This window comes from Streptomyces sp. NBC_01176 (assembly GCF_045039825.1).
In the GTDB taxonomy this organism is placed as follows: Bacteria; Actinomycetota; Actinomycetes; order Streptomycetales; family Streptomycetaceae; genus Streptomyces.
The window spans coordinates 1,252,024-1,273,855 of record NZ_CP108600.1 but is presented as its reverse complement, the minus strand read 5'-3'; the positions used below and the strand labels follow the sequence as shown (position 1 = coordinate 1,273,855).

Annotated in this window: 19 protein-coding genes and 2 pseudogenes; 10 read left to right on the top strand and 11 right to left on the bottom strand. The window is 69.2% G+C overall.

From position 1 onward, the window contains the following. Positions 1–21: 21 nt before the first annotated feature. A pseudogene (locus OG199_RS05280) lies at positions 22–174 on the top strand (GntR family transcriptional regulator); the annotation flags it as partial. A gap of 554 nt (positions 175–728) precedes the next feature. After that, positions 729–1,277, top strand: a complete 549-nt coding sequence (locus OG199_RS05275) for a GIY-YIG nuclease family protein (RefSeq protein ID WP_405828259.1) — start codon at positions 729–731, stop codon at positions 1,275–1,277. 270 nt (positions 1,278–1,547) lie between these two features. Here OG199_RS05275 and OG199_RS05270 read toward each other — a convergent pair whose 3' ends face one another. Then, positions 1,548–1,682: an integrase gene (locus OG199_RS05270; protein WP_405828257.1), complete on the bottom strand. Its 135-nt coding sequence runs from the start codon at positions 1,680–1,682 to the stop codon at positions 1,548–1,550. A 582-nt stretch (positions 1,683–2,264) separates the two neighbouring features. Here OG199_RS05270 and OG199_RS05265 point away from each other — a divergent pair. Beyond that, complete coding sequence (locus tag OG199_RS05265) at positions 2,265–2,684, top strand: NUDIX domain-containing protein (RefSeq protein ID WP_405828255.1); 420 nt, start codon at positions 2,265–2,267, stop codon at positions 2,682–2,684. Between the two features lie 222 nt (positions 2,685–2,906). Beyond that, positions 2,907–3,362 (top strand): DUF5959 family protein, encoded by a 456-nt coding sequence (locus OG199_RS05260; protein WP_405828253.1) that lies wholly within the window; start codon positions 2,907–2,909, stop codon positions 3,360–3,362. On the opposite strand, the gene OG199_RS05255 is transcribed toward OG199_RS05260, so the two are convergent. Continuing rightward, positions 3,344–4,170, bottom strand: a protein-coding gene (locus OG199_RS05255) for an IS5 family transposase (RefSeq protein ID WP_405828251.1) whose coding sequence is annotated in 2 segments (ribosomal slippage) — positions 3,344–3,795 and positions 3,795–4,170 — 828 coding nt in all. Because the reading frame shifts where the segments join, the coding sequence is not laid out codon by codon here. The two genes, OG199_RS05260 and OG199_RS05255, sit on opposite strands and share 19 nt — an antisense overlap. Before the next feature lie 1,024 nt (positions 4,171–5,194). Then, a pseudogene (locus OG199_RS05250) lies at positions 5,195–6,026 on the bottom strand (IS5 family transposase). A gap of 281 nt (positions 6,027–6,307) precedes the next feature. On the opposite strand from OG199_RS05250, the gene OG199_RS05245 reads away from it, so the two are divergent. The 5 genes from OG199_RS05245 to OG199_RS05225 all read left to right on the top strand — a co-directional run bounded on the left by OG199_RS05245 (position 6,308) and on the right by OG199_RS05225 (position 11,286). After that, a complete protein-coding gene (locus tag OG199_RS05245; RefSeq protein WP_405828249.1) occupies positions 6,308–7,765 on the top strand; it encodes a serine hydrolase domain-containing protein in 1,458 nt (485 codons plus the stop codon). 255 nt (positions 7,766–8,020) lie between these two features. Then, on the top strand, positions 8,021–9,046 hold the full coding sequence (locus OG199_RS05240) for an alcohol dehydrogenase (protein WP_356809353.1): 1,026 nt from the start codon (positions 8,021–8,023) through the stop codon (positions 9,044–9,046). A 472-nt stretch (positions 9,047–9,518) separates the two neighbouring features. Then, positions 9,519–9,716: an isochorismatase family protein gene (locus OG199_RS05235; protein ID WP_405828247.1), complete on the top strand. Its 198-nt coding sequence runs from the start codon at positions 9,519–9,521 to the stop codon at positions 9,714–9,716. A gap of 174 nt (positions 9,717–9,890) precedes the next feature. Beyond that, a complete protein-coding gene (locus tag OG199_RS05230) occupies positions 9,891–10,244 on the top strand; it encodes a DUF1622 domain-containing protein (RefSeq protein WP_405828245.1) in 354 nt (117 codons plus the stop codon). A gap of 110 nt (positions 10,245–10,354) precedes the next feature. Further along, positions 10,355–11,286 (top strand): IS5 family transposase gene (locus OG199_RS05225; RefSeq protein ID WP_393778048.1). Its coding sequence is split into 2 segments (ribosomal slippage): positions 10,355–10,753 and positions 10,756–11,286, totalling 930 coding nucleotides; the frame shifts between segments, so codons are not numbered across the junction. Positions 11,287–11,503: 217 nt separating this feature from the next. Here OG199_RS05225 and OG199_RS05220 read toward each other — a convergent pair. From OG199_RS05220 to OG199_RS05185, 8 genes are all read right to left on the bottom strand, one after another. Then, a complete protein-coding gene (locus OG199_RS05220) occupies positions 11,504–11,854 on the bottom strand; it encodes a UBP-type zinc finger domain-containing protein (protein WP_356802315.1) in 351 nt (116 codons plus the stop codon). Continuing rightward, positions 11,851–13,299 (bottom strand): ATP-binding protein, encoded by a 1,449-nt coding sequence (locus OG199_RS05215; RefSeq protein ID WP_356802317.1) that lies wholly within the window; start codon positions 13,297–13,299, stop codon positions 11,851–11,853. The genes OG199_RS05220 and OG199_RS05215 overlap by 4 nt, the downstream gene beginning before the upstream one ends. Further along, on the bottom strand, positions 13,296–14,972 hold the full coding sequence (locus tag OG199_RS05210) for an FAD-dependent oxidoreductase (protein WP_356802319.1): 1,677 nt from the start codon (positions 14,970–14,972) through the stop codon (positions 13,296–13,298). Before OG199_RS05210 ends, OG199_RS05215 begins: the two co-directional genes overlap by 4 nt. 118 nt (positions 14,973–15,090) lie before the next feature. Next, positions 15,091–16,380 (bottom strand): DUF4032 domain-containing protein, encoded by a 1,290-nt coding sequence (locus OG199_RS05205; protein WP_356802321.1) that lies wholly within the window; start codon positions 16,378–16,380, stop codon positions 15,091–15,093. Positions 16,381–16,429: 49 nt separating this feature from the next. Next, positions 16,430–16,591 (bottom strand): amidohydrolase family protein, encoded by a 162-nt coding sequence (locus OG199_RS05200; RefSeq protein ID WP_405834441.1) that lies wholly within the window; start codon positions 16,589–16,591, stop codon positions 16,430–16,432. Between the two features lie 511 nt (positions 16,592–17,102). Continuing rightward, positions 17,103–17,873 (bottom strand): N-formylglutamate amidohydrolase, encoded by a 771-nt coding sequence (locus OG199_RS05195; RefSeq protein WP_405834439.1) that lies wholly within the window; start codon positions 17,871–17,873, stop codon positions 17,103–17,105. Positions 17,874–18,024: 151 nt separating this feature from the next. Then, positions 18,025–18,483: a cyclic nucleotide-binding domain-containing protein gene (locus OG199_RS05190; RefSeq protein ID WP_356802323.1), complete on the bottom strand. Its 459-nt coding sequence runs from the start codon at positions 18,481–18,483 to the stop codon at positions 18,025–18,027. 194 nt (positions 18,484–18,677) lie between these two features. Beyond that, complete coding sequence (locus tag OG199_RS05185; protein WP_405828242.1) at positions 18,678–21,386, bottom strand: SpoIIE family protein phosphatase; 2,709 nt, start codon at positions 21,384–21,386, stop codon at positions 18,678–18,680. A 175-nt stretch (positions 21,387–21,561) separates the two neighbouring features. Here OG199_RS05185 and OG199_RS05180 point away from each other — a divergent pair, with 175 nt between their 5' ends. Beyond that, a complete protein-coding gene (locus OG199_RS05180; RefSeq protein ID WP_228120348.1) occupies positions 21,562–21,798 on the top strand; it encodes a DUF6296 family protein in 237 nt (78 codons plus the stop codon). Positions 21,799–21,832 lie beyond the last annotated feature (34 nt).

The window sequence follows — 21,832 nt, the reverse complement described above, 5'->3', positions numbered from 1 at the left end:
ACGCCACACGCCCAGAGGGCCTCCGGAGCAGTTGCCCGACCTGCACCCGGCATCCAGAGTGCTGCGGCGCGGACGTATTACAGCGACGAGGGGCGGGCCGTGGAGACTGCGGACATCGTGGTGCCCGCCGCTCACTACGAGATCGTCTACGAGATTTCGATCAACCGTCCATAGCGGCCTACCGGACCTGCGGAAGCAGATGCGGGGGTGTCGCGACTACCTTCAGCGTCGGATGTACCAGCCGGCCACCAGCACGATGAGGATGGCAACGACGAAGGCCCACACGGTCGTTGCGCCGTGGTACGAACGGTAGGCAATCAGAGCAAGCATGTTCAGGCGGATACCCCCGGGCGTACGGCTTCAGCCGACCCGCGTTGCCCGCCACTCTGTCGAATGCGTGTCGAAGGCGCCGCACGTTCGCAGTCGTCAGCCGAAGAACGTGAGGTCAGAGGGCGTGCGCCGGTGATCTCGCCAAGCGCCTTCTAAGCGCTCTGTCGTTCGGACCCTGCCACAGTCGTGCCACATCGTGCGGTCAACCACGGTCAATGACGGGTCGTCGCAGTCGAGATGCGCTGTTCACCCGGGTCGTTGCTACAGCCGACGCGACCTGGGGAACTACGTCGCCGACCACGTCCGCCCTTGCAAAGCCGTGGTGCCCGGTCTGCCGCTGGAGCTCCCGTGGGCAGCCAGTACTCTGCGGCCAACAGCCCGTCGAGCTTGGAGGTTCCGTGGCCCATGCCGCTCTCACCGCGCCGGATCGGCTGTGGTCGGCTCAGGAGGTCTTGTCGCGTCCGAGCCCGGTGCCGGCGGCGGCCGGGGTCTACGGGTGGCACTTCGAACAGGCGCCCTGTGCGGACCTCACAGCCGGGCGCCTGCTCTACGTCGGTATAGCCCCGCGGTACATGGCGAACCGGACCAGCACACAGAACCTGCGCAAGCGCGTGCGGTATCACTACCGAGGCAACGCGGCAGGATCGACGCTTCGCCTCACCCTTGGTTGCCTGCTCGGGATCGAGCTGCGTCGAGTAGGAAAGAGCGGGACACGCATGACCTTCGGCAAGGCCGGGGAAGCCGCCCTCAGTCAGTGGATGGCGGAGAACGCCCGAGTGTGCTGGATCGAGCACGACGAACCATGGACCATGGAGTCGGAGTTCATTTCTCAACTCGACCTGCCTCTGAACCTCGACCAGAACCGCCACAACCCGTTCCATAGCCGCCTCAAGGAACTGAGATCCCAAGCTCGCCATCGCGCACGAGAGTTGGCTGTCAGCGCATAGACCGTCCGCCGCTCTGACATCACCAGCTGACATCAACGACGGCGAACGATGGCGCACGGCGGTGGCTGGAGCCGGATGTGGGAGCGACCGGCGGGCCTCGTTCCGGCACTTCGCATCGCGCAGCGATCGAACTTACAAGGCGGATGTCGGCGGTTCGAAACCGTCCGCGCCCACCAGTCCCAGGACACGACTAAGGCCCAGGTCAACCGGTGCGAAGCCGGAGACCTGGGCCTTGATTTTTCTCGGCGACTTTTCGCGCCGCCGTGCCACTCACGTGCCAGATGGTCCGTGCGGAGGTCGCTTCATCTTCTTGATCTGACCGTCCACGTAGTCGGCGATCTGGTGGTCGCGGCCGTTGACGAGGTGCTGATAAATCAGCGCGGCCCGCACCGACGAGTGGCCCATGCGGTGCAACGGTCCTCACGTACGGAGCCACGACGGCAGGCGCCTCATCCCTGTCGAGTCCCAGCGGGATAGAACTTTCTCTATTTCATCAAGCGCCCGGCGGCGCTCCGCTCCGCCAGGCGCGCTTCCCGGCTCTGGCTGCGCCCGCGCTCCTGCCTTCGGCCCGCTCGGCGCTGCCGCCGCCGACGCGCGCCCACATGTGGATAGGACCGGTGTCATGAATCGATCACCTCGTAGCGCGGCCTACGGTCAAGACGATGCCTCCGGCGGGGGATCGGCCGGCACCGGGATGGAGGGGGCACCGTTCCCGACCGCGGGTCTGTAGGGGCGTGCGCAGGGCGCTCCCATCCCGACCACCATCGACCCAGGCAGAGCCGAGCAGTCGCGGCCCATGGCGTCCAGGTCGTTCGTACAGTGGCGCGCTCCACCTTGACGCCCTGAACCACGCCCGCTCCACGGTGTGTGGGTCGACGGCGGACGGGATGGGAGCTGGGGAGGGTGGTGGGTAAACGAAGGCGGGAGGGTGCGGCTCAGTCCACGGCCTGTTGACTGGCCGAGGCACAGCGCTGGCAGACTGCTCATGTGTCGACTTCTGCGCAAGGCGCTACTCGGGCTCGGATCGTCGCGGCGTTCCTGCGCGACGGCAACCGGGTGTTGTTGTGTCACCGATCTCCCGAGCGCCGCTGGTACCCCGACGTGTGGGACCTACCCGGTGGACATGTGGAACCTGGAGAGCTTCCCGGTGCGGCGCTGGCCAGGGAGCTGCACGAGGAGCTCGGGATCGAGGTCGCGGTGCCTGCAGGCCCGCCCACGCAGCAAATCCACACCGACGCTTTCGACATGCAGATCTGGCTGATCGAAATCTGGACGGGAGCCCCGGTCAATGTCGCGTTGGACGAACACGATGCCATCGCGTGGTTCCAGGAAAGCGAACTCGGAGAACTGCGCCTCGCTCACGACAGCTATCTTGCGATGTTCACCGAGGCACTCGCCGTGCGCTGAGCTTGACCGCCACCCCAGCGATGTCAAGCCCCGTCGGTGTACCTGACGCCAACGGCTGACACAACAGGGGCCGCTCTCGTTTGTTGGCGTTCGCCGCTCGCCGGCTCCCCAGTTCTAAAAACTCCTAGCAGAATGAGGCTGGGACAAGCTGGTTGAGAGTGAAGATCCAGTCCAGCACCATGAGTCCTGGCAGATGCGGGCGGGCAAGGCAAAGGGCACACGGTGGAACTGATCAGTCTCTCGGATGGTGACAACAGCTTCCGGGTGCGCGTGCAGGGGCGTCGGTCGCCGGGTGTGCTGCATCTTCACGACCAGTTCGACGCAGAGGTCCTTGTCGCGAGCAGCTTTGTCAGCGGGCGACTGGCCATGTCCCTGTCCCCTTCCGACCTGGAGAACTGGTCGCGTGCCTTGGACCTGCTCGCTGCCGGCGAGGACGTCTGCTGGAGGGAGGATGACGACCACAGCCCGGAGATCAGGATCCAGCCGTACAACGAAGAGCATGAGACGGCCGCTGTCCGTGTAGAGGATCTGGGCAGCTCGTGCGTCTCCGTGTTCCTTCCCATGAGTCTTGAGGAGGGTTGGATCGACGAGCAGCGCAGGCTGCTTGTACTGGTGCGGAAGGAGTGGCCGAGCGAAGTCCTGCAGTCATCACCAGGTGTCTATGAGTGGCGGCGCTGAACTGCCGCCAAGCGGCGCCAGCAGATGATGGCGCAGCCGAGGGTGAGGAAAGCCTGGTGGAGGTCGTCGCGGATCTCCCAGCGGATCCGCAGGCGGCGGAACCAGTGCAGGAGCGCGAAGGCGGCTTCGACGACCCAGCGGTGGACGCCCAGGCCGGAGCCGTGCTCGGTCCCGCGGCGGGCGATGACCGGGCGGATGCCCAGGCCGCGCAGGTCGCGGCGGTAGGTGTCGTAGTCGTAGCGGCGGTCGGCGTACAGCGCATCGGGGCGCCGGCGGGGACGCCCGCGCTTGCCCTTGACCGCCGGAACAGCGTGGACCAGGGGCATGAGCTGGGTGACGTCGTGGCGGTTCCCGCCGGTCAGCGTGGCGGCGAGCGGGATACCGTGCGCTTCCACGATCACGTGGTGCTTGCTGCCCGCCCTGCCCCGGTCCCTGGAGACGGCCCGGTCTTCGCACCGCCCTTCATCGCCCGCAGGTGGGAGCCGTTGACTGCGGCCCGGGTGAAGTCCAGCAGGTCAGCCGCCCGTAATTTGGTGAGCAGCAGCTCGTGCAGAGCCTGCCACACCCCAGTCTGATGCCAGTCCCGCAACCTGCGCCAGCAGCTGCTCCCCGAACCGTAGCCCAGCTCCTGTGGCAGGAACTCCCAGGGGATCCCTGTGTACAGCACGAACAGGATCCCGTTGAGGACCCGCCGGTCCTCCAGCCGTTTGCGCCCCGAGTACCGCTGTCTGCGTTCGATCACCGGCAGCAGCGGAGTGATCCGTTCCCACAGCCCGTCATCGATCTCCCACGGCCTCCGCTGCCCCACACCCCACCCCGATCCATCGAACGCAGGCGCAACGCCAGCTGACTGCCTGTCATTCCAAGGCGGCAACCACTCTTTTTGCTAGGAGTCCTAAGCTGACCAACAGAACCGGGAGGTATGGAGGGGGTTATGTCGTCGTCGTTCGCAACAATGCTTCTGCCCCTGGTTGTGATCGTCGGTGGGCTCTGCCTCACGGGCACTGTTCTCGGCATCCACGCCCTTCTACTCGGACGCCTGCCAGGCCGACGCCTAGCAAGGTGGGTCCGACAGCCCAGACTCTGGGGAGTCGGCGCGGTGCTCGTCTCCTGTCTCGGCTTCGGCAGCGGCGCGCTGTTCGTGATCGGGCTCGGGTTGGTCGCCCTTGGCCATACCGTTAAGCCTACGTCCTGATCCCCCGCACGACCGTGCCACAACCGTGCCAGAACGAGCGGGGAGCCACGGGGAACCGCGGACGTCGGCGGTGCATGCACCCCAAGTCCGTCGGGTTGGCTCCTACCGCAGGTCAGCGGCCGGATCACCCACCCTCGCTCCTAAAGCGGGTGTACGCCAGGCGTAAAGCGTCCCGGCGCGTATGGGCGCCATGTCATCATCGGGCGATGCTGACTGAGGAGGACGCGCGCCGACTGGTGCTTGCCGAGATCGACGACGCACGGGGCTGCGTCGAGTACGACCTTCAGATCCTGCGTGTAGAGGCCTTGCCGTTCGGGTGGATCTTCGACTGGGGGGGGGCAGCCTGGGATGGTCAGAGCGGACCGCGCCCTCGGTTGGGAGGCAACGGTCCCTTCCTGGTGGATCGTGAAAACGAGCGGTTGATCCGAACAGCCACCAGCATCCCCGTCGCCCGTCAGATCGCCGACTATGAACGCCGGCTACGACGCGAAGCTCACGCCCGGAATTTGGCAGCGAAGCAAGCCCTACAGCAGCGCGGTACCGCAACCTCAGCGACTGCCCCCGCCCGTCGGCGTCCCTCAGGGGTCCCGCAGCGACCGGAATGACCGTCGCTGACCGAACTGGCTAGGATCCGTCTTCAAACTGATCTTGCCCAGAGCAGGAATGATGCGAGATTGACCGCTGCCTCGTAGGAGGTGGCGGTCTTGTCGTATCTGGTGGCGATGCCGCGGAAGCCTTTGAGACGGTTGAAGCAGCGCTCAACTACGTTGCGGCGGCGATAGATCTGTCGGTCGAATGCCGGCCGCCGGCCGCCGCGACGGCCGCGGCCCAGCCGGTGTCGCTGCTGGTCGGCTTTCTCCGGGATGGTGCACGCGATGCCGCGTTTACCTGGTCGCGTTTGGAGCGGGGCCGGCCAAGGCCGGTCCGCGGGACGCGGATGCGTTCCAGGAGGGGACGCGCGCAGATGCTGTCGTGGCGTTGGCCGGGTGTCAGCAGGATCGCGAGCGGGCCGCCCTTGCCGTCGCAGGCGAGATGGATTTTGGTGGTCAGGCCTCCTCGCGATCGGCCGAGGGCGTGATCGTCCGGTTCGTCCGGTGGGCGGTTCCCCCTTTTCGGCCGGTGGCGGCGGCGTGCTGGTGGGCGCGGACGATGGGGGAGTCGATCTGGACGAGCCAGTCGATGTCGCCGGCCGCGTCCGCGTGTGCCTGGATCTGCTGGAGGGCCCGGGTGAACACGCCGTCCAGCGCATAGCGGCGGAAGCGGGTGTAGACCGTCTTCCATGGCCCGTAGCGATCCGGCAGGTCACGCCAGGAGATCCCGGTCCGGATCTTGTAGACCATCCCGTTGATGACCTGCCGATCCTCCACACGCGGACGGCCCGTCGCGGCCCGCGGTATCAACGGAGCGAGTAACTCCCACTTCTGATCGGTGAGTTCATGGCGACGTATCACCCCACCATGATCCACCATCCGATGATCTTTGAAGACGGACCCTAGTGCTGCCCTAAGCCCCTGGTCATGTGTCGCCCTTGATCAAAGCGCTCCGGTTCGCGTGCCAATGCTCCCGTGCGCGACACCACTTGAGCCTCCAGAGACGCGCGGACACCTCATGGACAGGTGGCGACGTACAAGGGAAGGATGGTGAATGCACCGAATGGCATCACCCCTCCCGTCGCCACCCGTCACCGTAAGTAAGTAGCCGTTGTGACCCGCCCCGCCGTGTCACCCGTCGTCGCCCCGGAGGCCCGCGTATGAGTGCCCGTCCCCTGCCCGTCAGCACCCCCGCCGCCCAGGGGGTCGACGCCGCGGGCGTCCACGCGTTCCTCGACGCGGTCGAGGCCGCGCCTGACATCGAACCGCACAGCCTGATGCTCCTGCGCCACGGGCATGTCGTGGCCTCCGGCTGGTGGGCGCCCTACGCACCCGACCGCCTCCACCTGCTGTACTCGCTCAGCAAGAGCTTCACGTCCACGGCCGCCGGATTCGCCGTCGCGGAGGGGCTGGTGCGCCTCGACGACCCCGTGATCTCGTACTTCCCCGAGTTCGAGGCGGAGATCACCGACCCGCGCAGCCGTTCCATGCTCGTCCGGCACGTGGCGTCCATGGCCAGCGGTCACCTCGGTGAGACCTTCGAGGCGGCCGCCCGAGTCGACCGGAAGGAGATCGTGCGGGGATTCCTCCTCGTACCGCCGGACCAGGAGCCGGGGACCGTCTTCGCCTACAACCAGCCCGCCACGTACACGCTCGCCTCGATCGTCCAGCGGGTGACCGGACAGTCGCTGACCGAGTACCTGCGGCCCCGCCTGCTCGACCCGTTGGGCATCGGCGAGACCGCCTGGCTGCAGCGTCCGGCGGGGCGCGACCTCGGCTTCAGCGGTCTGCACGCGGCGACGGACGCGATCGCCCGGCTCGGCCAGTTCTACCTCCAGGACGGAGTCTGGAACGGCGAACGCCTGCTGCCCTCCTGGTGGATCACGGAGGCCACGCGCGAACAGATCGCCACCGCGGACGGTACGGCCGTGGGTGCGGGGTCCGACTGGCAGCGGGGATACGGGTTCCAGTTCTGGATGGGCCGGCACGGCTACCGCGGCGACGGCGCCTTCGGGCAGTTCTGCGTGGTCCTCCCCGAACAGGACGTGGTGATCGCGACGACGGCCGCGACCGAGAACATGCAGGCCCTGCTGAACCTGATGTGGCGACACCTCCTCCCGGCGTTCGGTTCCACGCCGCTCGCGGGCACCGAGGACGAGGGGCTGCGACGCCGTCTGGCGAGGCTGGCCCTGCCACCGGTCGAGGCGAGCCCCGAACCGCCCGCCGCGGGTGACGCCTGGTCGCGCACCGTGTTCGTCCCTCAGGACGGCGTCTGCGCGGAGCAGCGGACCCTGACGGGTGTCGAGGTCGTGGCCCCGGTCGATGACGGCGACTGGAGGGTGTCTCTCGTCGAGGGCGACGAGAGACACGAACTGCGGCTCACCGCGGCGGGGTGGACGGTCGAGGACGGGCCGATCCCCATGGCGGTGAGCGGAGGATGGACGGATCCGGACACGCTCCGCTTCGACGTGGTGTTCCTGGAGACCCCGCATCGCCTGACCGTGCGCTGCGTGCTGCCGGACGGCACCTTCGGTGTGCGCTGGCACACGACTCCGCTGCACCGCGGCCCACTGCGCTCACTGGCGGCACCCGGGCGGGACCGGGTGCGCCAGGGGTAGTGGCAGCCAGGGCATCGGCGAACTCGCCGACCACTTTGAGCTGCTGTAACGTGAAATCACCCGCCGCCGCGCCCGTCAGCGGCCCGTCGAGGTGCGGGGGCCCGCCCCCGCCCCGCCGCTGACCGGCGCACACTACAGGGGTGATGCCCGCCGGTCCGGTCCGCGTTTCACACGCGTCGGGGTCGCGGGCCCACCGCGACCACCTGCGGGCAGAGAGCCTCGAGATCGGTCCGACTCTCCAAGGCAGGGATCCAGATGACCACCTATCGAGTCGCTCAAGTGGAGTCCGCCGGCGGTTCGTTCGAGATCGTCGAGCGTGAGGCCACCCCGCCGGGCCCCGGCCATGTGCGGGTCATCGTCGACGCCTGCGGGGTGTGCCACAGCGACACCTTCTTCGTGAACGCCGGGGTTCCGGGCGTGACGTTCCCGGTGGTCCCCGGACACGAGATCGCCGGGCGCGTCGAGGAACTCGGAGAAGGCACGCAGGGCCGCGGCTGGGAGGTCGGCGACCGGGTGGCGATCGGCTGGTTCGGCGGCGCCTGCGGCTACTGCACGCCCTGCCGGGAGGGCGACTTCGTCGTCTGCGAGAACCTGAAGGTTCCCGGGTGGCAGTACGAGGGGGGATACGCGGAGTCGGTCGTCGTACCGGTGGACACCCTGGCGCGGATCCCCGACGCGCTGGCGGCGACCGACGCGGCGCCGCTGGCCTGCGCGGGAGTGACGGTGTTCAACGGCCTGCGACGCAGCTCGGCACGGCCGGGCGACCTGGTGGCCGTCCTCGGGGTCGGGGGACTCGGCCACCTGGCGGTGCAGTACGCGGTCGCGATGGGCTGCGAGACGGTGGCCATCGCCCGTGGTGCGGGCAAGGCGGACTTCGCCAAGCGACTCGGCGCCCACCACTACGTCGACAGCACGGCCGACACCCCCGTCTCCGAGGCGCTGCGGTCCCTTGGTGGCGCACAGGTCGTCCTCGCCACCGCCTCCAACTCCGAGGCGATCACGGCGACCGTGGACGGACTGCGCCACCGCGGCGAGCTGGTCGTCATCGGCCTGGACGGCACACCACTGGGGGTCAGCCCGGCCCAGCTGATCACGGGCGCCAAGGTCGTCCGCGGGCATCCGAGCGGCACCTCGCAGGACACCCAGGACACCATGGCGTTCAGCGCCCTGCACGGCATCCGCCCGATGACGGAGGTCGTGCCGCTCGATCAGACGAACGAGGCGTACCGGAAGATGCTTGCCGGCTCCGCGCGGTTCCGCATGGTGCTCACCAACGGGTGACGCTGGGCGGTTCGATCGGTGGGGCGGGGTTCAGGGCGCGCGGAGCGCGAACGGCCTCTCGCCCAGGACTGGCGCCGGCGCAGGCTTTGTACATCTGTTGGCCCGGGCGTCGGGACGGGGCGACCGTTGCCGGTACGGCGCCAGGCTGCCTCGATGCTGAAGCGGTCTTCCAGGCGGTCGGGGCTGAGGTAGGCGAATCCCCTGCCGTATCCGAAGTTAATACTTGCCGCACCAGTGGTTTTTCATCGGGTGAGGAGCGCCTGGGTGGATGTGAAGAATACCGACGCGGCGGTTGTGTTCATTGACCCACAGAACGATGTGCTGAGCGAGGGTGGAGCGAACTGGGACGCGGTGGGAGCGAGCGTCACGGAGAACAGGACCGTCGAGAATATGGAGAGAATCTTCGAGGCGGCGAAGGCGGGTGGATACGAGGTCTTCATCTCGCCCCATTGCAAGGATTATTCTTGGCGGGATGCTGGCGAACATGTGCGTCGAGTCCCACATGCGGCACCTCATCGAGGAGGGATTCGAGGTCGCCGTGGTGAGGGACGCAACCGCTGGACCCCGACACCCGGTCTGGGGCGACGGGTATCAGGCGGCGATCATCAACTACCGTTTCTTCGCCCATGCGGTGCTGTCGACTGACGAAGTACTCGAACGAATGCGCTGAGGAACTCGCAGCCTGGAAACAGCGCTCGCGCCCGTCCGATGGTTTTATTGCGGGGGGATTGTCGTGGAAACACGTCTGGCCCGCCTGTAGCCGGTGCTCGGAACGACGTGTCGGTAGCAACAGAGGTTGCGGACCGCAAACGAGCGGATTCGGGTCGGCGCGAAAGAGGATACCGTGGAGTTCCAACACATCGTGGAATTGGTCGGTCGAGCCGTTGACGCCGTCGGCGTAGCAATCATAGTCGTGGGAATGCTCTTGGCGACCGTTCTCGCGGCTGTCCGGCTCAGTCGCCGGCAGGCGGGTGTGTACCGCGGCTATCGCCGTCGCGTCGGGCGGTCGATCCTGCTGGGGCTGGAGTTCCTCGTAGCCGGCGATATCATCCGGACAGTCGCCGTCGCACCGACGTACACGAGTGTCGGAGTGCTGGCCGTGATCGTGGGTATCCGCACCTTCCTCAGCTTCTCTCTCGAGCTGGAGATCACCGGGCGATGGCCATGGCAAAAGCTAGCGGCCGAAGCCGAAGACTGACCTCGCGTGGCGCCGGCGGCCGACGAAGCCGCGCCATGCTGCCGTGCATTCTTAGGCGCTGTTTCTCGGATCTCCCTCCGTGAACGGGGTGTTGGGGGCAGGCTGGCTCCATGGGACGCGGAGACCTGACGAATGCGGAGTGGGACCGGCTGGAGTCGTTCTTACCTCGCGGTGGTGCGCGTGGGGGCCGGTGGAGTGATCACCGGCGGGTGATCAACGGGGTGCTGTACCGGGTCCGCACGGGGGTGCAGTGGCGGGATCTGCCCGAGCGGTTCGGACCGTGGGAGACGGTCTACAAACGTCATCGCCGCTGGTCGGCGGACGGGACCTGGCACATGCTGCTGTCGAAGGTGCAGGCCGCAGAGGACGCCGCGGGCCACATCGACTGGGACGTGTCCGTCGACTCCACGGCGGTGCGAGCTCACCAGCACGCCGCCGGCGCGCGGAAGGCACCGCCCACCGCGGCTGCTCAAAAGGGGGCCCTTCCGCGGACGAATCAGGGCGATCCGGTGCTTCGGAAACTGGCCGTCCGGCTGGAGGAGGTGGTCAGGTCGGCGAGTGCCTGGGACGTTCCCGGGGCGGCTTCACCACCAAGATCCACCTCGCAGCGGACGGGCGATGCCGACCGCTCACCGTTCTCCTGACACCTGGACACTTCGGTGACGGCCCCCAACTGCAGCCCGTCCTGGAGCAGGTGTCGGTACCCCGCAGCGGGGTCGGCCGGCCTCGCAGCCGGCCCGACCATGTCCTGGCCGACAAGGCCTACACATCCCGCGAGAACCGCCGCTACCTGCGACGACGCGGCATCTCGCACACCATCCCCGAACGACTCGACCAGCGCAGACACCGACGCAACCGCGGTTCCCAAGGCGGTCGGCCCACCGGATTCGACCGCGAACGCTACAAGAAACGCAACACCGTTGAGCGAGCCATCAACCGTCTCAAGGGCTTCCGCGCGGTCGCCACACGCTACGAGAAACGGGCCTACACCTACCTCGGCACCGTCACCGTCGCAGCACTCATCATCTGGCTCCGCACATGATCCGAGAAACAGCGCCTAGGCCAGGGCTCAGTCAGACCACACGGCCGGTTCGGCGGCTGTCCTCCTGGCGATGACAGAGCGCCAACGGGCGGGCCTTTCAACGGGCCGACGCACCGGAGGCAGGTGTCATCGCCAGGCTGATCGGGACACGGTCACCCACCTGTAGCGACTCCGACTCTCCCCGCCACTTGCCGTCACCCCGGTCGGCCACGACCCCTCAGCGCAGCGTGTCCGCCCAGTTCGCGGGCACGCGTCCCGCGGGGCCGGGCGTGGGCTGGTCCAAGGGGTGGCTTTCCGGGGCCGCGAGCTCGGGACCCGCCTCGTACAACTCGGACGTCTCGAAGTTCCAGAACCACGACTCGCCGGGCTCGTAACTTCGGATGATCGGATGGCCGGTGCTCTGCGCGTGGGCGGTGGCGTGCTTGGAGGGCGAGTCGTCGCAACAGCCGATGTGACCGCACTGGGCGCACCGCCGCAGATGGAACCACCAGCCGTCGACGGCGTCACAGTCACCGCACCCCGTACCGCTCGGCGGGACGGTCGGGTCGATTCCTGCGGGCAGGGTCATGACGCCTCCTCGGGCGTTTCGGTGTCCGCCGCGGTCACCGGCAGACGGACCTGGAAGCGGGTGTCACCGGGGACGGACTGCACCGACAGGCTCCCGTGGTGCTTGTTGGCGACGATCCGCCAGGAGATGTCCAGTCCGAGCCCCGTGCCCTCACCCACCGGTTTGGTGGTGAAGAACGGGTCGAAGATGCGGTCGCGGATCTCGGCCGGCACCCCGGGCCCGGTGTCCCGGAACTCGACGAGCAACTGGTCGTGATCGTGCGCGGTGCGCACCGTCAGCGTGCCCTCGCCCTCCATCGCCGAGGCGGCGTTGTCGATGAGGTTCGTCCACACCTGGTTCAACTCGCCCGGATAGGCGGGGATCCTGGGCGCCGAGCGGTCGTAGTCCTTGGTCACCTTGATGCCGGAACCCATCTTTCCGGCGAGCATCAGCAGTGTGCTGTCCAGGAGTTCGTGCACGTCGACGACCTGGTACGGCGCGCGGTCGATCTGCGAGTACTGCTTGGCCGCGTCCACCAGGTGCGAGATCCGGGTGGTGGAGTCCTCGATCTCGTTCATGAGGAGCTCGGTCTCCACGGTGTAGTTCAGCCACCGCACGGCGCCTTCGAGGGTCTCCTCGTCCACGGTCGCCGCGACCTGGTCCAGCCAGTCCGTGTCGAGCCCGGCCTGCACGAACGCCGGCGCGAGCTGCCACCCGCCGGCGATGTCGTGGTCCTCGAGCCAGTCACCGAGCGCGTCCTCCCGGTCGGAGGCCTCGAGGGGACTCAACGGTGTGGCCTTGGCGACCCGTTCGGCGGTGCGCTCCTGGATCTCGATGAGCGTCTCCAGGGTGTCGCGGGCGTACGGGCCCGAGGCGATGGCGCCGAGCTTGTGCCGCATGTGGGCCACGCGGTCCCGCAGGGTGGAAGTGGCCCGTACCGCCGCCGCGGCCGGATTGTTCAGCTCGTGCGTCAGTCCGGCCGACAGCGAGCCGAGCGCGAGCAGCCGTTCGCGCTGGCCGATGGTCCGCTGGGTGTTCTGGCTGCCGAAGAACAGCCCTTCGAGCAGGTGGACGGCCATCGGGAACCAGTCCCGCAGGACCGCGGCGAAGGTCTCGGCGGGCAGGACGAAGAAACGGGAGGGCTCGGTGACCCTCATCGACCCCTTGTAGAACGTCTGGTCCGGTCCGTTCAGATAGGCCTGCATGGCCCCGGCGTACACCCCGCGCTGGGAGCTGCGGCTGATCTCCACGTCGTCGCCGCCGACCCGGCGCGACATCACGACGGTCCCTTCGAGCAGCACGTAGAAGCAGGTGGCCGCGTCACCCTCGGTGTAGACCGGGCCGGCGTCGAACTGCTCCACCCGGCCTTCGCGGCACAGTCGCTCCAACTGGTCCTGGTCCAGCTTCTCGAAGAGGAACAGCGTGCCGAGCTCGCTCTTGTCGCACGGCAACGGCCGCCCGCTCACGACTGCTCCAGATAACGGTGGACGAGCATGACGGCCATGGCTCCCTCTCCGACCGCGGAAGCGACCCGCTTCGCGGACTCGGCACGCGCGTCCCCGGCCACGAACACGCCGGGCACATTGGTCTCCAGGTGGTACGGCGGCCGGTCCAGCTCCCAGCCCTTGGGCGGCTGCCCGTCGACGGTCATGTCGGGCCCCGCCATGATGAATCCGCGTGTGTCCCTCTGCACCGTACCCTCGAGCCAGTCGGTGAGGGGGGCCGCGCCGATGAACACGAACATCCACTGGGCGTCGACGAGTTCGGTGTGCCCGCTCGTCACGTCCCGCACGGTGAGCTGCTCCAGATGGTCCGTGCCGTGCGCGGCCTCGACGACCGTGCCGGTACGCACCGAGATGTTGGGGGCCTCCTCGATCTGCTGGACCAGGTAGTGCGACATCGACGCGATCAGCGAAGGGCCCCGGACGAGCAGGGTGACCGACTTGGCGCCACGCGACAGGTACATCGCGGCCTGTCCGGCCGAGTTCGCCCCGCCCACGATGTACACGTCGTGGCCCTGGCAGGAGGCCGCCTCGGTCAGCGCCGAGCCGTAGAAGACCCCGCAGCCCGTCAGGTCCGCCAGACCGGGCGCCTCCAACTGCCGGTACGTGACGCCGGTCGCCAGGATCACCGCGTGCGCGGCGATCGCGGAGCCGTCGGAGAACCGGATGATTCGCGAGGCGCCGGTGACCTCGAGGCCCGTCACCTCCCGCGCGGTCAGGATCTCGGCGCCGAACTTCGCCGCCTGCCGGCGCGCCCGCCCGGTGAGCTGGGAGCCGGACACCCCGTCGGGGAAGCCGAGATAGTTCTCGATGCGCGAGCTCTGCCCGGCCTGGCCGCCGGTCGCCGACCGTTCCACGAGGACGGTCCGCAGCCCCTCGGACGCGCCGTACACGGCGGCCCCCAGGCCGGCCGGACCACCGCCGATGACGACCAGGTCGTAGAACTCCTCCGTCGGGGTCGTGGCCAGCCCGACCTGCGCCGCGAGGTCCGTGTCCTCCGGTTCCACGAGCGGTGTGCCGTCCGGCGTGATCACCAGCGGCAGGCGCTCCCCGTCCTGGCCGGCCGCGGACAGCAACCGCTGCCCCTCCGGCGTGTCCGACGAGTACCAGCGGTACGGCACCTGGTTGCGGGCCAGGAACTCCCGTACGTCCGAGGAACGCGCCGACCAACGGTGCCCGACCACCTTGCAGGTCGGCACGGGCCGGAAGTCGCTGGCCCGCCACGCGTCCAGCAGATCGTCCAGCACCGGATAGAGCTTCTCCTCCGGTGGGTCCCACGGTTTGAGGAGATAGTGGTCGAGATCGATCACGTTGATCGCGTCGATCGCCGCGTTGGTGTCCGCGTAGGCGGTCAGCAGCACCCGGCGCGCACCGGGGTACACGTCGAGCGCCTGCTCCAGGAACTCGATGCCGTTCATCTGCGGCATCCGGTAGTCGGCCAGGATCACCGCCACCTGGTCGCCGCGCAGCTTCAGCTCCCGAAGCGCCTCCAGGGCGGTGTCCCCGGACTCCGCCCGCACGATCCGGTGCGACTCGCCGTAGCGGCGCCTGAGGTCGCGCGCCACGGCGCGCGAGACCCCGGGATCGTCATCCACGGTCAGAATGACGGTCCGCGCTGTACCGGCGGCCTGTGCCATACGTCTCCCACCCCGAGCAGGTCGATGTCGTCCCGGCCGCGCGCACGCGGTACGAGCCCGAACGGCCGGTCCTTGCTCAATCGTATGTATGAACGGTCGCCTTCGCTCTGCAACCGCCTCACGCGGACCCGGTGGAGCCCTCCGGCGGTGGCAGCAGGGACTCCCGGACCTTGGGGAGGATGCTGGTGACGTAGTCCTCGACGGCCGTGTCCAGGCCGATGTCGTGCTGGGCGCGCTCGGACAGGTACCAACGGTGTTCGAGCAGCTCGTGGTAGATCTCCGCGGGGTCCATGGAGCCGCGCAGGTCCGGCGGAACGGCGCGGACGGTGGGCCGGAAGACGTCGCGCACCCAGCGGTGGGCGAGGACCTCGGGGCGGGCCGCCCGCGGGTACCCATCGCCCGGGCGGGGCGACGAGCTCGCGGAATTGTCACCGGGGGCGTAGTCGTCCTGGGTGGCCATCCAGCTCTCCAGGTCGTTCAGCAGCCGGCGCGCCTGGTTCTCCTCCGCGTCGAGCCCGGTCAGCCGCAGCAGCTGGCGCTGGTGGTGGCCCGCGTCGACGACCTTGGGGACGAAGGTGACCGTGTCCCCGTTCGAGGAGTGCGCTATCTGCATCTCGGCGACGTCGAAACCGAGGTCGTTCAGGCGTCGGATGCGGCGGTCGATGTAGTGGTGCTTGCCCGCCGGGTACACGGACGTCCGGGTCAGCTCCTCCCACAGGCTCCGGTAGCGCGCGCAGATCTCCCTGCCGAAGTCGATCGGGTCGACGGAGGGGTGCAGCGCCCCGGCCGCCTCCAGGTCCAGCAGCTCACCGCTGATGTTGACGCGGGCGAGATCGAGGTCGTACTCCCGCTGTCCGTCGCTCAGCCGGGGGTGCAGCTCGCCGGTCTCGGCGTCCACCAGATAGGCCGCGTACGCTCCGGCGTCACGGCGGAAGAGCGTGTTGGACAGCGAGCAGTCGCCCCACGCGAACCCGGCCAGATGCAGCCGCACCAGGAGAACCGCCAGCGCGTCCATCAGCCGGTGCATGGTCGCGGGCCGCATGGTCGTCTCGAACATCGACCGGTAGGGCATCGAGCCGCCCAGGTGCCGGGTGATGAGGACGGACTCCAGCGGCCCGCCGTCGGCGTCGGTGCGCCCCGTGACCACGGCGAGCGGGTCCACCGCCGGTATGGAGAGCCGGTCCAGGCCGCGCAGCATCTCGTACTCGCGCAGGGCGGGCCGCTCCGCGAGCTCCTTGACCGCCACCACCTCGCTCCCGGCGCGCGCGTAGCGCACCACGTGCCGCGAGATGCCGCGCGGCAGCGGCACCAGGTGGTGCTCGGGCCATTCCTCCAGCGGCAGGTCCCAGGGCAGTTCGAGCAGGAGCGCGGGGTGCTCCGGGTTGGTGGCGCTGATCTGCAAAGCCATCGGCGGACTGCCCTCACCTCGGAGTCGAACGTGCACCTGCTTCCAGCATCTACGAATGATCGCCGAGGCGGAAGACGCGCCGGGCGTTGCCCGAGAGGAACAGCTCGGTGGTCTCCTCGTCGAGGCCCGGTTCGGAGAGGTGCTCCAGCGCCCGACTCGGCGTGATCATGGGGTAGTTGCTGCCGAAGAGGACCTTCCGCCGCCCCCGCAGGTAGCCGACAGGGTGAGGGCTTCGCTCGAGGTCAGCGGCAGTCGTGGTCGGTGTCGAGGTTCGCGATGTGCCCCATTTGGCCGTATTGACGTGTCGGACGGCGCGGTGCGGCGTTAGTCGTGCATGAGCAGAAGTCGCAGGTTGCGGGATCTGTCAGGGCCTCAGGCGTTCGACCAGTTGCGTTCGCAGTTGGCTCGTGCCGCTGCCGGGGTGGCCAGGGAGAAGGTGCCTCGGCCGATGGCAGTCGAGCCGGCGGTTCGTCCGACGGGTGCGGAGCCGGATGACATTGGCGGTGAGGCGGCTCCGCCATGTTCGAGCTGAGGCCATCACGTCGTCCGCCGGGTGGGCGAGCCGCCTGTCGCGGAGGTTTTGGACGCGGGTGATGGCGGCTGCGGTGCGCTCGGCCCGCTCCGGTTCACGGATGCCGCGTTCGCGGCCGCAGCCGCCTTCAGCAGGAGTCCAGGCTAAGCGATCGCTTATCGCGGCCCTGGTGGGGTGGCCCGCCGCACGGCTACCTCGATACGGCGTCGACCAGGGCCGCGAGCGCGGCGGCGAGGCGCCCGAGCCCCGGGCCGGCCGGGCCGCCGGGCTCGCTCATGTACGCGTCCCGCCGGATCTCCACCATCAGGGAGGTGACCCGCGGATCCTCGCCGTGGAAGCGCAACGGCACGTAGGCGCCGGAGAACGGGCTGTCGATCCCCACGGTCCCGACGCCCTTGAACGCCTTCCTGGCGTGCTCCACCAGCCCGGCGGGTGTGTGGAAGCCGTCGGTGCCCAGGCAGACCGGTGGACGCGGTCCCTCGCCGTGCAGTTCGTACGGCAGCCGGGCCGTCGGATACGAATGGACGTCGATCACCACGGCCCGCCCGGTGACGGCCAGCCGGTCGGCCACGGCGGCGGTCATCGCCTCCGCGTACGGCCGGAAGTAGCGCTCGATCAGCGGCGCCGGGTCGACGTCGGCGGGGCGCAGCGGAGCGCCGTGTGTCGTGCGGGTGTAGACCGCGCCCATGCCGACGGCCCGCATCTCCTCGCGCTCGTCGGGAAAACGCTCGGGGTCGACCACCAGACGGGACAGGCGGTTCACGAACCGCCACGGAGTGACGCCGGCCGCCCGCGCCGCCTCCTCGGCGAGTTCCGCGGTGTGCGCGTCCGTGATGTGGTCCAACTCGCCTTCCAGCGCCGGGTCGTCGAGGGTGATGCCGGCGCGCACCGGCAACGGTATGCGCCGTGACGAGTGCGGGACGTGCAGGACGACGGGGGAGGTGCCGGCGCCGGGCAGCAGCTCGAAGGAGTCGGCGTTCGCGGCAGGGGCGTCCCCGGAAGTGGCGTTCGCGGCAACGGCGTTCGTGGCGGAAGGGTTCGCGGGGGCGCGGTTGGTGGAGGCGGGGTTCTCGTTCACCCCTGATTCCTATCGCAGCCCGGGGGATCCCGTCTCAGCGCAGTCCGCCGCCTCCGTGGCGCGCGTAGTGCTCGATCAGGGCCGCCCGCGTCGTTTCGAGTCGGTGGGCGAGGATCGCCGCGATCGTCCGGGTCAGCGACAGTTCCAGCGCCGGATCCTTCGCGCAGAGTCCGCGTACCTCCCCGGCGTCGAACTCGTAGGCGCGCACCGGGCTGAACGCCTCGGCGCCGAAGTCCCAGTGGTGCGGTGGGAACAGCCAGGACCAGCCGAGCAGGTCGCCCGGTCCCAGCGTGGCCACGGAGATGCGCCGCTCCCCGACGACCTGTTGGTACAGCGAGACGGTTCCCGAGCGGACCACCCAGAAACGGTCCGCGGTTCCCCCCGCCTCGAAGATCTTTCCGTCCGCGGGGAAGGAGACTTCCTCGGCCACGGTCATCAGCCGTTCACGGTGTTCGGCGGAGAGGGCGGGCAGCAGCCGCAGAGCAGTGGGCATCGCGGACCTCCATCGCACCGCCCCAGGACCACGCGGGCTCGGCGGCGCTGTCGTGCCGGTGGTATGCCGTCACCCTCCATTGGAGCCGGATCCGCCGCATTCGTCTCGTCGGGGGACTCCGGTGACCGACAGGCGGCGCCGCGGCACCCGGAGCAGGGGCCGTCCTCCGGCCCGTCCGCCCACTCGTCGCGAGGTCAGGGCAGGGGTTGCTCGGCCCAGATCACCTTGCCGGCGAGCGTATAGCGCGTTCCCCAGCGCTCGGCGAGCTGGGCCACCAGGAACAGGCCGCGCCCGCCCTCGTCCGTGCCCGCCGCGTAGCGCAGCCGGGGCGAGGTGCTGCTGCCGTCGAAGACCTCGCAGATCAGGCTGTGGTCGCGCAGCACGCGGACCTGGATGGGGCCGCTGCCGTAGCGGAGCGCGTTGGTGACCAGCTCGCTCAGGATCAGCTCCGTGCTGAACGCCAGCTCGTCGAGATCCCACTCCGCGAGCTGACGGGTGACCGCGGCGCGCACCTCTCCGACGGCCACCGGATCGGACGGGACCTGCCATTCGGCGATGTGGTCGGCGTCGAGCACCCGTGTGTCGGCGACGATCAGGGCGATGTCGTCGCTGGGCCGGGCGGGCAGCAGGGCGTCGAGCACGGCCCGGCAGGTGTCCTCCGGGGAGCGGCGGCCCGTCGCGGTGAGGGCGGTGCGCAGCAGTTCCAGGCCGGCGTCGATGTCCCGGTCGCGGTCCTCGACGAGCCCGTCCGTGTAGAGCACCAGACGGCTGCCCTCCTCCAGCTTGAGCTCGGCCGTGTCGAACGGCAGGCCGCCCACCCCCAGCGGGGGACCGGCCGGCACCTCGGGGAACTCGACGCTGCCGTCGGGCCGGACCAGCGCGGGCGGCGGATGCCCGGCCCGGGCCACGGTGCAGAGCCGGGAGGACGGGTCGTAGATGGCGTACAGGCAGGTGGCGCCCGTGATCGCGGCGCTGCTCTCCTCCGTCGCCTCGTCCAGGTCGATGCGGGCGACCAGCTCGTCGAGGAGACCGAGGATCTCGTCGGGCGGCAGGTCCAGGGAGGAGAAGTTGTGGACCGCGGTACGCAGCCGGCCCATCGTGGCCGCGGCGTGCAGCCCGTGGCCCACGACGTCACCCACGACCACGGCGACACGGGCGCCGGACAGCGGCAGGACGTCGAACCAGTCGCCGCCCACCCCGGCCTGCGCCGGGAGGTAGCGGTAGGCGATGTCCAGGGCGCTCTGCGCGGGCAGGCTGCGCGGCAGCAGGCTGCGCTGGAGTGTCACGGCCATGTTGTGCTCGCGGGTGTAGCGGCGCGCGTTGTCGATGGAGACGGCGGCGCGCGCGACCAGTTCCTCGGCGAGGGCGAGCTCCTCCTCGTCGAACGGTTCCGGCTTCTCGGAGCGCCAGAAGTTGACCACGCCCATCGCCAGCGGGCCCACCCGCAGCGGAACGGTGATCAGCGAGTGGATGCCGTACTCCACGACCTGGGTGGTGCGCCGGAGGTCCTGGGCGAGCCAGCCGGGAGCCTCGTCCAGCTCGGGCTCGACGACGGCCTCACCGGTGCGCAGACTGTGGGCCTGTGGCGAGGTGGCGACGAACCGGATGTGCTCGCCCACCGGGTACAGGGGGGCGTTGTCGCGGATGCCGCAGAACGCCGTACGGCGCACGTCGGTGCCCGCTTCCGGATCCTCACCGTTCAGCACCGAGTCGGCCAGGTCCACCGTGACGAAGTCCGCGAACCGCGGCACGGCCACCTCGGCCAGCGCCTCGGCGGTGCGGGTCACGTCCAGGCTCGTACCGATGCCCACCCCGATGTCGTACAGCAGCTTCAGCCGCTCCCGTGCCACCTCGGCCCTGCCGGACAGCGCGCTCAGCTCGGTCGAGTCGCGCAGTGTCGCGACGCTGCCGGGCGGGCCGCCCTGGAGGTCCGTGGGCCGCTGGTTGATGGCCAGCAGCCGGTCCCCGACCAGGTGCACCTCGTCCGTGACGACGCGTCCCGACGACAGCAGCGCGGCGGTGTCCGGGTCGAGACCGAGCTCGAGGACGTGCCGTCCCTCGGCGTCGTGGGGCAGATCCAGCAGCCGTTGTGCCTCGTCGTTGGCGAGCAGCAGCCGGCCCTCTCCGCCGGCGATGATCACTCCCTCCCGGACGGCGTGCAGCACTGCGTCGTGGTGCTCGTACATCCGGGTCATCTCGTACGGGCCGAGGCCACGCGTCTGGCGCAGGAGCCGTCTGCTCACGAGGGCCGTCCCCGCCGTGGCCAGGGCGAGCGCGGCGGCCGCGGCGGCCAGGACGAGGGGCAGCTGCCGGTTGGCGACACCGCCCACGTTCGCCGTCGTGATGCCGGCCGACACCAGCCCCACGACCTTGCCGCCGGGTTCCTTGATGGGAACCACGGCCTGCACCAGCTGTCCGATGGTGCCGTTGATCTCCTCGACGCTGGTGCGGCCCTGCTGGGCGGGGGCGAGGTTCCCGACGAAGTTCTTGCCGATCCGGTCCGGCTTGGGGTGCGTGTAGCGGATCCCCTCGGTGTTCATCACGACGATGAAGTCCACGCCGGACGCCCTGCGGGCGGCCTCGGCCCGCGTCTGCAGCGCCGCCGTGGGGTCGGCGCTGTTCAGTGCCTCGCGGGTACCGGGCGAGTTGGCGAAGGTCTCGGCGACGGCCAGTGAACGGTTGCGGGCCTCCTGCGTGCTGTCGTGCCGTACCTGCAGCACCAGCGCGACCACCGCGGAGACGACCAGCAGCAGCACGATCACCACTTGCAGGAGGAACACCTGGCCCGCGACGCTGCGTCCGCCCAGCGCCGACCGCAGCATCGCCACACGCCCGGTCCGCTTGCGCGGCCCTTCGGGGCGAGGGGTCGACCGAGACCGGGATCGACCCAATAGTCGGACCATGTGCCTATGTCTACACTGCCCGGCGCCCTGAGGCGAGAGACGTCGCACGGTGCGCGGGTGCTGATACGGGCCGCACGGCCGGGACCTTTGGCGCGTGGTGCCGGGGGGAGCATCTGGCCGCATCATGGAGGGAAGTCATTTGCCCGCATTTGTATCTCGGGCGCGGGAGGCCACGATGCATACCCCGGACCGCTACCGGTTGAGCTTCACCCACCAGGAATCAGGTGTCGGCGTCATCACGGACGAGGTGGTCGTCGAACGCACCGCCACCCTCGGGCCGGGCGGAAACCCGGTGTACTCCGATCCCACCGGCATACTCCGCGCCGAGATCAGCTCGGCGGGAGAAGTGCGGATGCTGGCCAGTGGCGGCTACCAGTCGCCGGTGTCACCCACCGCCGAACCGCTTCCCTGAGCGACGCTCCCGGACCGCCCGCCCCGCCCCGGCC